4 protein-coding genes are annotated in these 10,490 nt (G+C 42.5%); 2 read left to right on the top strand and 2 right to left on the bottom strand.

Going from position 1 to position 10,490, the window contains the following annotated elements; translation table 11 throughout:
• Positions 1-185 precede the first annotated feature (185 nt).
• Positions 186-4,856, top strand: a complete 4,671-nt coding sequence (locus I2I33_RS17325; RefSeq protein WP_162613821.1) for a translocation/assembly module TamB domain-containing protein — start codon at positions 186-188, stop codon at positions 4,854-4,856.
• Entirely contained in the window at positions 4,837-7,158 is a 2,322-nt protein-coding gene (locus tag I2I33_RS17330) for a BamA/TamA family outer membrane protein (protein WP_195666859.1), read from the top strand. The genes I2I33_RS17325 and I2I33_RS17330 overlap by 20 nt, the downstream gene beginning before the upstream one ends.
• A 331-nt stretch (positions 7,159-7,489) precedes the next feature.
• On the opposite strand, the gene I2I33_RS17335 is transcribed toward I2I33_RS17330, so the two are convergent.
• A complete protein-coding gene (locus tag I2I33_RS17335) occupies positions 7,490-8,839 on the bottom strand; it encodes a porin (protein WP_027201626.1) in 1,350 nt (449 codons plus the stop codon).
• Between the two features lie 19 nt (positions 8,840-8,858).
• On the bottom strand, positions 8,859-10,385 hold the full coding sequence (locus tag I2I33_RS17340; RefSeq protein ID WP_087421610.1) for a glycerophosphodiester phosphodiesterase family protein: 1,527 nt from the start codon (positions 10,383-10,385) through the stop codon (positions 8,859-8,861).
• Between the last annotated feature and the right edge of the window lie 105 nt (positions 10,386-10,490).

The raw sequence follows: 10,490 nt of genomic DNA on the forward strand, positions 1-10,490 counted from the left end.
AGAGGAAAAGTATTATTGGGAAATGTGAGGTAAAAGCCTTATTCCTAGTGGTCGAATTGGAGAAATAATTGTAATTTTGTAATTAATTAATCTTTGATGAAGAAAGGAAAATGAGATTTTTGCGAAAGCTTTTTAAATATATATTGAGAATTATCCTGGTTCTTTTTTCATTGATAGTTCTTGTCATGATTCTTTTATATGTTCCTGCCGTCCAGAATTTTGTGAAAGGGCAGGCGGAGCAGTACGTGAATAATAATTTGGACATGAAACTGTCGGTTGGCCGGATTCTGTTGAAATTTCCACTTGACTTGGCTGTTGAAAATATTTATCTGGGACAGACGGAAAAAGACACGATGCTGTATGCCGATGTGATTCAGGTGAATGTTGCATTGACAAAACTTTTAAAGAAGGAAGTTGAAGTTCGTCGTTTAGTCGTGGAGAATGCAGCGGTTAATTTCGGGGACTCTCTTTCCGGATTGAAAATGAATGTCGTTTTGAAGGAACTGAATCTTCGGGTGGATCGGTTGAATCTGTCCCAACAGGAGGCAGAGATCCCTTTCGTTGCTTTAAAAGGAGGAAAAATCCGGATGAATTTGGGCGATGGGGAGTCTGCGGTTGATACAACCGGGGGGAGTGAGCCGGTTCGCTGGCGTTTTAAGGTTGGAGAGGTAACAATCGATAGCGTTGATTATCAGTTACAGGGGCTGCCTATGGGGAAATTCCATGCTGGGGTGGGAGAGGCTCGACTGCAAGGAATGGATGTCGGTTTAGAAAAACAGACTGTTGAGCTGGAGAAAATCATGTTGGTTCGTGGTTTTTGCGATTTACTGATGGCAGAATCTACGGGGGAGCAAAGTGGGGCAGGGGTGGCCACGGAAGAAAGTATGCCTTGGCAAGTGCGGGTGGGGACGGTCGAGTTGGAGGATAATCGTTTTTTGATGAAACCGATGAGTGTCCCTGTTGATGCGGAGCGGTTTCCGGAAACAATTCGTATATCAGCGCTTTCGTTGAAGGTGGATAGCGTGTTCAATCGGGGAACTGAGGTGGCGGCAATTGTTCAAAATTTACGTTTCAAGGAAGGAAATGGATTAGATTTGAGAGATTTGTCTTGTCGGGTCAGTTTGGAAAGTGAACAGACTAACGTGTCGAATCTGATTTTAAAAACGAGTAATAGTCAATTGAAAATGAATGTTCGGGCGGAATCCGGGATAAGTGATTTCGGCATGGAAACTCCTTTTCAGTTATCGATTGATGGAAATATTGCCGGGCGGGATGTGCTATTATTTATGCCGGACTCCAATGATCAGTTAAATAATTGGTTATCGGATAAAGTTTTTTCTTTGTCAGGATTGATAAAGGGTAAGGTCGATCAGTTGAATATTGCTCATTTTGATGTTGGTGCAACGGGAGGTTTTTCTTTGAGGAGTGAGGGGAATGTAGCATTCGTGACAGATATGGAAAAGGTTGCGGGAAAATTGGATATAGCGTTTGTCGTTGATCGGGGAGAGTATTTCGCACCTTTATTGTCAGGGGATGGGGAGGCCGGATTGGTTATTCCGGATCATCTGTCATTAGTGACCGATGTTAATATTGCGGAACAGACGGCAAAAGTGGATATGGAGTTGAATCCCGGACATGGGATATTACGTGCTGTTGCGGGCTATGGTTGGAAAGAAAATATCTATCGTGCAGAAGTTCATTTGAAAGATTTCGCTTTGGATAAATTCATGCCGAATGATTCGTTGGGGGCGATCACGGCTAATCTTTTGGCATCGGGCCGGGGCCTTGATTGGAAAGAGGCGATGGCGAAAGTGGATTTTGAATTAGCCTCCTTATATTATAACGGGTACGATTATAAAAATGTCGTTTTGGATGCGGCATTGAAGGATCGGGAGTTAACCGGGGAACTATGGAGTGATAATCAGGAATTGAATTTGGGAATGAAATTCCGGTTATGGGCAGATGAGAACGCGTACAAGATAAATTTGAATGGAGATATTAAAAATGTAGATCTGAAAGGATTACATTTTATGTCGGAAAATATGGCTTTTTCCTTGGGACTGAATGTTGATGCAGAATTGAAGGCGGACAGTACATCGTCTTTACGAGCTAATTTTTCGAATATTGTTTTGCAGGATCTTGCTACCCGTAAGTTGGGAAATCTGGATATTACTTTTTCCGGTTTGCGAAACAAGACGTTGTTGGATGTCAAGGCGGGAGACTTGACCATGAAGTTTGAAGGGGATGGTGGAGGCTACACGTTAGTCGATCGTTTTAGTGCAGCTAGCGGATTGTTGGTTGAGCAGATTGAGAAACATGATTTTAACATGGTGAAATTGAACGAACTGTTACCTGATTTCCGGTTAACCATAGATGCCAAGCAAGAAAATATATTGAATGGTTACCTGAAAAGTAACGGAATTCGTTTTGAACGAATGGCTATAGATTTAGGGACAGATGTTTCCCATGATTTCGGGTTAAGTTCAAAGGTTTATGGATTGAATATCGAGGGAATCGTTCTGGATAGTGTGTTGATGTATGCAAAGCAGAAGGACGTGGCTTTACGCTATGGTGTGGATGTTTTCGGGGCTAAAGATCAATTGGAAGGATTGGCCCAGCTGACCGTGGAAGGAAACGTGGAGTATGATCAGATAAACGTGAGAATACGTGAACACGCGAACGAAGAAGGGGAAATATTCAATATCGGGGCTAATATTGCTTTGCAGGATAGTGCTTTTAGCGTGAGTATTTCTCCCGATCCTCTTATCTTGGGGTATGTTTCATGGCAGATAAACCGGGGCAATTTTATTCGTTTGAAACAAGGGGAAATTCCGGCAGCTAACTTACAATTGCTGAATGGAGACAAGCGGATTCGTTTGATTTCGGAAGAAGGTGCAGATCACAAACCGGCCTCCTTAATTGTCGACATTAAAGGTGTTGATTTGGGCGGTTTGTCTAAAGCATTGTCATTTATCCCGGATATATCCGGTTTGTTAGGGATTGATGTGCAGATGTATAGCAAAAATAACGTGATTGATGTTAATGGGACGGTTAATGTGGATGAATTTTATTACGGGAAAGAGCGTGTGGGAGATTTGGGATTAGGTATTGAATATCGATTGTCGCAACAGACAGAGCATGACGTGGATTTTTCCTTGTCGGTGGATGGGGTAAAGGCGCTTTTGACCAAAGGTAGATTAATGACAGGGGGTGAAGATAAAAATATTGCATTGGATATAGACATCCCTAAATTCCCTTTGCGGGTTGCGGGAGCCTTTACTCCTCCGGGTATAATGAAATTGGATGGAGATATGATCGGGGCTTTTCAGGTGAAGGGACAAATGGATCAACCATTGATAAATGGAGATTTGCGTTTCAAGGACGGAACTATAGAAGCTTTGATGATCGGGACGACTTTTAAGATAGATTCTTCGGCTATCGTGATTCGTGATAATCTTTTGAATTTTAATCATTTCGGGTTGATAGCTCCTAATAAACAGCGATTAGAACTATTGGGAACGGTTGATTTCGCATCCTTCTCGGCCATAAAAATGGATGCCTCTGTTCAAGCGAAGAATTTCCAGGCCATGAAGGTGAAAGAAAATACGGAGACCATGGTTTATGGGAAAGTGTTTGTTGATCTCTCGGCAACCTTGAAAGGAATGCTGGATAATCTGAAGGTCAGAGGAAATATTAACTTGCTGGATAATAGTGAAGTCTATTACACGTTGAAATCTTCGCCTTTGGAATTGACGGACCGGAGTGCGGATGTTGTGCGTTTCGTTTCGTTCAGCGACACGACTCAATTGGCCGCGGCTGATGAGTTACAGCAGGTTAGTTCCGTGAATCTGGATTTGCTCATGTCCGTGAATATCGCACCGTTAGTTGGGTTGAACGTGTTACTATCATCGAACGGGCAGAACCGGGTAGCAATAAATGGCGGGGGAAATCTGACTTATACATTGAATCCGGTGGGAGAGACCCGCCTCGTGGGAAGATACGTTCTGACGAGTGGAATCGTTTCTTACGGTCTGCCGGTGATCGGGCAGAAGGATTTCAAGATACAAGACGGTAGTTTCGTGGAATGGACCGGGGACCTGGCTAACCCGACCTTGAATATAACGGCCGCGGAGACAATTTCGGCTAGCGTGACGGATGATAGCCAGAAATCCCGCCTAGTGACGTTCAATGCCATGATCAAGATTTCAAACACGTTGGAGAAGCTGGACATCACGTTTGATCTTGCTGCGGAGGGGGATATAACGATACAGAACCAATTAGCAGCGATGACTGCCGAGGAGCGCTCAAAAGAGGCGATGAACATGATGATTTACGGAACTTATTCCGGGCCGGGGACGGTGGCAAAGTCCAATGCCTCTGATAATGCCCTGAATAATTTCGTGGAAAACGAATTGAATCAATGGTCTCGGAAACATTTGAAGAACATGGATCTGACGTTTGGTATTAATACCTACAATCAAGTGTCAGAGGCAGGAGAATCCAAGAAAACGGATTATTCTTATCAATTTTCGAAACGACTGTTTAATAATAAGGTACGGGTGAAAGTCGGGGGACGAATCTCCACGGATAATGACCCCGCGGCCGGGGGAGTAGAGGAGAATCTTGTGGATGACATTGCCATCGAGTACGTGTTTGGAAAGAATCCGAACTTTTTTCTGAAGATATTCCGGCACACGGGCTACGAGAGCGTCTTGGAGGGAGAAGTGACACAAACCGGTATCGGTGTGGTATTAAGAAAAAATTTCCAAAAATTCATGGATATATTCCGCCGTAAAAAGAAAGTACAAGTAGAATCCAAAATAGAACCGATAGAAAATGAAAAGTCTGGGAAATAGTTTATTTGTTATTATAGTATTCATGATATTGGGTAGCTCTTGTTCTCAGACGAAGAGGTTGACCGAAGGCGAGGTGTTATACACCGGGGTGAAGAAGATGAATATAGAGACTGCCAAAGGGGTAAAGTTGGAGGGACCGAAAAGTTCGGCTATTTCCGGGCCGTTAGGTTTCTCGCCTAATAACCCGTTGTATGCTCCTTACATACGTTCCCCGTTTCCGGTTGGGTTGTGGGTGTATAATTGGAACGTGAAAAAAGAGAAGGGATTAAAACATTGGTTATACAAAAAATTGGCCAAGAAACCCGTGTTAATCTCTGATGTACAACCGGAACTACGTTTGAAAGTGGTGGAGAATGCTGCCAGTGAATACGGTTATTTCGGGGTGAAATCCAGTTACGAGATTATTCCGAACAAACGGAATCCCAAGAAAGCGAAAATCAGTTATAATGTTTACGTGCCGGAAGCTTACTTGCTGGGAACTGTTGAATTTTGGGGCTGGACGGGGAGAATGGATAGTCTGATACAGAGAACGCAACGGGGTTGCTTGCTAAAATCCGGGGCAGAGTATAATTTGTACACGATGGAAGATGAGCGAACCCGGATAACTAAAATGTTCCGGAATAGTGGGTATTATTATTTCCAATCGGATTATATCGAATTTTTGGTCGACACGACACGGGAAAGACGGGTAGCAGATGTCCGTATTGCTTTGAAACATGGTATCCCGGCGGTAGCCTTGCAACCGTACAAGGTGGGAAACGTGGAACTTGTACTGGAAAATTCCGATCAGTCAGAAACTCAAGATACCTTGTCTTATAAGGGGATAGAGGTGAAATATACGAAACCGTTGGACGTGAAACCCAAGGTTCTCGCTCGTTCCATGCATTTACTTCCCGGAGACACTTATTCGTTCTGGCGACAAAATCGAACGCAAACGAGTCTGGCCCGGCTTGGAATTTTTAAATATACCAACTTGAATGTGACCCGGGCGGATAGCGTGAAAAAGTCCGGTTTCGGAAGTCTAGACTTTAGTATTAATGCTGTGTACGACTTACCGATAGAGACGGAAATAGAAGTAGATGTTTCCTCTAAATCCAATAATTTGCTCGGACCTGGTTTGTCGTTGGGAATAACGAATAAGAATTTATTCCGGGGCGGGGAGAACCTGACCTTTAAGTTGAATGGGGCTTACGAGTGGGAAGTTGGGGATAAAAAGACAAATTCAAATTCCGGGTTAATTAATTCTTACGAGTTAGGAGTGAACGTCGGTTTGTCATTGCCTCGCTTGCTGGTACCTAACTTCCTGAAAAGTAGCAAGGATTTTGCCGAACGTACGAATTTCCAAATAGGAGTAGATTTTTTGAATCGCCATACTTTTTTCCGGATGCTTTCTTTCACGGGATCTCTCAGTTATGATTTTCAAAGCTCGTGGCGAGTGTATCATACGATAACACCTTTGAAGATCACGTACACCCATTTGTTGCAGACTTCGAAAGAGTTTGATGAAACGATGGAGAATAACCCGGCGATAGCGATGAGTTTCAAGAATCAGTTGATACCTTCCATGTCCTATTCGTACACTTATGACAGGGCGGCAACAAGACGGAATCCCAATCGATTGTACTGGCAGAATACGATTATGTCAGCAGGAAACATTCTTTCCGCTGTACAATATATCACGGGAAATCATCAGGGGCAAAACAAAAAATTGTTCGGTAATATCTACTCGCAATTCTTGAAATTAACCTCTGAAGTAATCGTGTACCGTAAAATAACGGAAACCTCTCTTCTGGCAACCCGCTTTATGGGGGGCATCGGTTGTGCTTACGGGAATTCCCGGGTGATGCCGTATAGCGAGCAATTTTATATCGGGGGAGCGAATAGTATCCGGGCGTTCACGATCCGGTCAATAGGCCCCGGTAGCTATCATCAGGAAAGCGATAACAAAACGGCTTATTTGGATCAGACGGGAGATATTAAATTGGAAGGGAACGTGGAACTTCGTTTCAAAATCATGTATCAACTGAATGGGGCTATCTTTTTAGATGCCGGTAACGTGTGGTTGTTGCGGAATGACCCGAAACGTCCGGGCGGAGAGTTTAAGTTAGCAGGTTTGTTAAAAGAGATTGCTTTGGAAACAGGTTTCGGCCTGCGTTATGACTTTGGTTTTATCGTACTCCGGGGTGATCTGGGAATTGCTTTGCATACTCCTTACAAGAATCCGGATAAGTCGGGATATTATAATATCCCCAAGTTCAAGGATGGTTTAAGGTTCCACTTGGCGATCGGTTACCCGTTCTAAAGAAAAATATTGGCGTGAGATGACTTGAATTGTCATACTTTTATCGGCTTGATATTTCCTTTCGTACCCTTACTTTTGTTGATTATATTTTGAATGAAGTGAGAGTTAAGGGGGAGTTAAGTTATCAAGTAAGAGGGATTGACGTGTCCCCTAGGTTTTAAACCCGTTTAGCAACTGGCTTTGCTGTTTAGATAGAATATTTGTGAGATATTTGGAGTGGCCTATTTCCCCGTTACTTCCCCTTTATTTTGTTCCGGGTTTAAAATAAAAGAGCGTGCCTTGCGGACACGCTCTTCTGGTGTGATTTCTTTTTCTAAAATTTTCCTGACAATTAGAATGCAAACATTACTCGTAATTGCAGTTGATGAAAATTCTCGTCATCCGGGAAATATACGTTACTCAAGTTAGCATATTGATATTCTCCCATGATTTTAATGTATTGATTGAAAGAATAATTCAATCCAAGTGTTACCGAGTGCATGGTACCCCCGTCAATACTAGAAGAATAGGGGTAGTCTACAACTTTTCCGTTCGGGTAGAACTTGTGATTACCAATCAAGAAAATGTCCCCGTCAGTAATATCTGTTAAGTTCGTGCAAGAGTAGCGAGCTACGAGTTCCAAGCCGCCTTTGTCCCCCATGCCTTTTAATAAACCGTATTCGTCATCGTAGGTATAAGCTTTACCGCAAAGCAGGTAACCGAATTCCACGTAACCACCGTTCATGATCGTGGGACGTAATTTGTTTCCACTTCTCCATCCTTCAACATTTGTCCAACTTTGTTGGCCACCTAATTGACTTTCAAACAAGGTTTGATCATCACGGTCTTTCCATACTTTTTTCCAGATGAATTCTCCGCGAGCAAATACACGGTCGCTCTTGAATAAGAATTCGGGACTGATGGTGAAGGCATCTTTTGCCCAAGGAAGGTCACAACTTAAAAATTTAGTAGTTTCATCCACGTAAGTTTGCATATTGGCTGCCACGTGCATGTTCGTTTTATAAACGCCATCTTGGTAAACCTCTCCACCGTTAATTCTTTGGTAACGTAATCCTGTACCGAATTGTAAGGTGATGTTGTTATCGTTGATGGGTTTCCATAACCAACGTCCACTTAAGCTGAATCCCTGGTACCCCTCTTCTTGCTCGTTGTATTTCAGTTGAGAGAAAATACCTTGATCGGCAAAGAAATGTCTGTTGAAGAATTTGTAAGTAGCTCCCAGTGATCGGCCCGGATCCAATGCTTGGGAAACTGACGGGCGACTGATAAAGTGATAGTTATATGAACTAGTCATCATGCTCATGCTTGACGGCTCGTTATAATAACCGGCTTTTACCAAGTGAATACCTTTTAAACTTTCTTTGAAGGTATATTGTGCGAATAGGTTTTTTTGGCTGAACTCGCCATTCCCGAAACCGAAGTCCGCGTAGATAAACAATTTCCCGTAAGTTAAAGAGGCATGAATACGAGCGTCCGTGATGGCAGCACCGGATTTCATCGGGGTCCATTCCGTGTGATAATAAGCTACGTCTGCAAACATACGACCACCGATGCTTGCTTTAAGATCGTTTTCTTTATTGACATATTTCAATAAAGGATTTACATCTTCTTGGGCTTTCACTGCAGTGGTAGATAACATTGCGGCTACCATCATGGCAGGTAATAATATGTATTTTTTCATTACAATAATCGATTAAAAATTATTTTTCGTAACCTAAATTATCCAGTACCTCGCGAGCATCAGGAATTTCTGTTGGTGCAGGAGATTTTCTGTAACCAAAGTCAACCATGTATTGAAGACTCATATCCGTGTGGTTCGTGAAGAATGCATCCAAGTAAGGAGCTTCGTAGCGGGAACCACCATCACTACCCCAGTTGTATTGGCCGAAATATTTAGCCATTTGGTCATAAGTATCGAATGAATACGGGTGATTCTTCATTTTTGCACGGTGAATCAAGTTGTGTTGCCACGGATAATTTAATTCAGGATAATTGTTCGGGGCTCCGGCAATGCAGGGTCCAATGAAATGTGCTTTGTATTTTACTGCCAAGTTGATGAAAGAGGCATATCCTTGAGGATCATCGTAAGTTAAGTCTGTCGCTCCGGTTCCTTTCCATAACAAGAAACACATTGGAACTTGACCATCAAATAGGTCGCATACACGAGTTAAACTTTGTAACGAGAAAGTTTGAAGAATAACTTTTCCATTCGTGTTACCAACGTTGATTTTACCGTCTTTGTAGAAAGGATTGCTTTCAGGTTCTTCACCTCCGGCGATAATGTTCATGTTAAGCTTTTCAGCGAATCCGGTTACATTTTCCATTTTTAACTCGTTGTATACCATTTGTTCAAAGTTAGATGGATTTAACCACGGCTCTTTGAATTCGATATAAATTCCGGGGATGTTTCCACTCGTGCCGAGATCATCTTTAACATAGCCGAATCCATAACGAACAACTTTATCTTTTACACCGAAGTTTACCGGATTACTGAATTCTTCATTCGTTGCAACCATCGTTTTTACGACTCTTTCATTTTGGTAAGCATTTCCCCAGATATTTACATGACCCGTGGGTTGTGGGGCATCTTGAGCATATCTTTCCAATTTGAATCCTTTGGAATACATGATCAAGTCTTGAAGGGTAGAGATGTATTGATGATTTCTAGAAAATCCTGTACGGGCTTGTTCTTGACTAACAGCATCTTGATTGAACCAAGTTCCTGCATCCAAAAGCATCAATTCATAGTAAGTATAAGAACAGGGATAGTTGGGAACGAATGCTTTTTTATCCGCGTCAATCAACGAATCGATCTTTTGTGCGCTGTAACCTAAAAGGTCATAATATTCCCTTCTTGTTTTTTCCGGGAATCTTTCACCAAAAACATCTTCAATATTTGTGGTACGTTTTAAGTCCGTGTCATGCAAGGCTAGAATAACACCATCTTTAGAAACTTGTAAGTCTGCCTCCAGATAATCGGCGCCCATTTCACGAGCCCAACGGTAAGCAGCTTCGGTTTCTTCCGGAGTCCAGTACGTGGAACCACGGTGAGCTACTACTGCATACTGGGGAACGTAATCCCGCACTTTTTGTAATTCTGTTGATAGGGTGTCTACATGTACACGCTCAGAGTCAACAAACGTGTCGTTAAATTTCTGATTTTCGCATGACATGAAAGCCAAGGCTATGCTACATGCCATTGCAATTCTCCATGATTTATTAACCATAATTTATTAAATTTGAATTATTTGGTATTCATTATTTTCTATTTTGCACCAGGTATTGTTCCTCCTTGTAAGTAAAGCCGACGAAAACGATCGACAAGGCACAAG

Origin of the sequence: Butyricimonas sp. BSD2780061689_150309_C8 (assembly GCF_015560935.1) — a bacterium.
GTDB lineage: Bacteria > Bacteroidota > Bacteroidia > Bacteroidales > Marinifilaceae > Butyricimonas > Butyricimonas paravirosa.

Excerpts from the sequence above, each read along its gene's own strand:
- I2I33_RS17325 (WP_162613821.1), top strand. The coding sequence starts at position 186 with ATGATTCTTTTATATGTTCCTGCCGTCCAGAATTTTGTGAAAGGGCAG.
- I2I33_RS17330 (WP_195666859.1), top strand. The coding sequence starts at position 4,837 with ATGAAAAGTCTGGGAAATAGTTTATTTGTTATTATAGTATTCATGATA.
- I2I33_RS17335 (WP_027201626.1), bottom strand. The coding sequence starts at position 8,839 with ATGAAAAAATACATATTATTACCTGCCATGATGGTAGCCGCAATGTTA.
- I2I33_RS17340 (WP_087421610.1), bottom strand. The coding sequence starts at position 10,385 with ATGGTTAATAAATCATGGAGAATTGCAATGGCATGTAGCATAGCCTTG.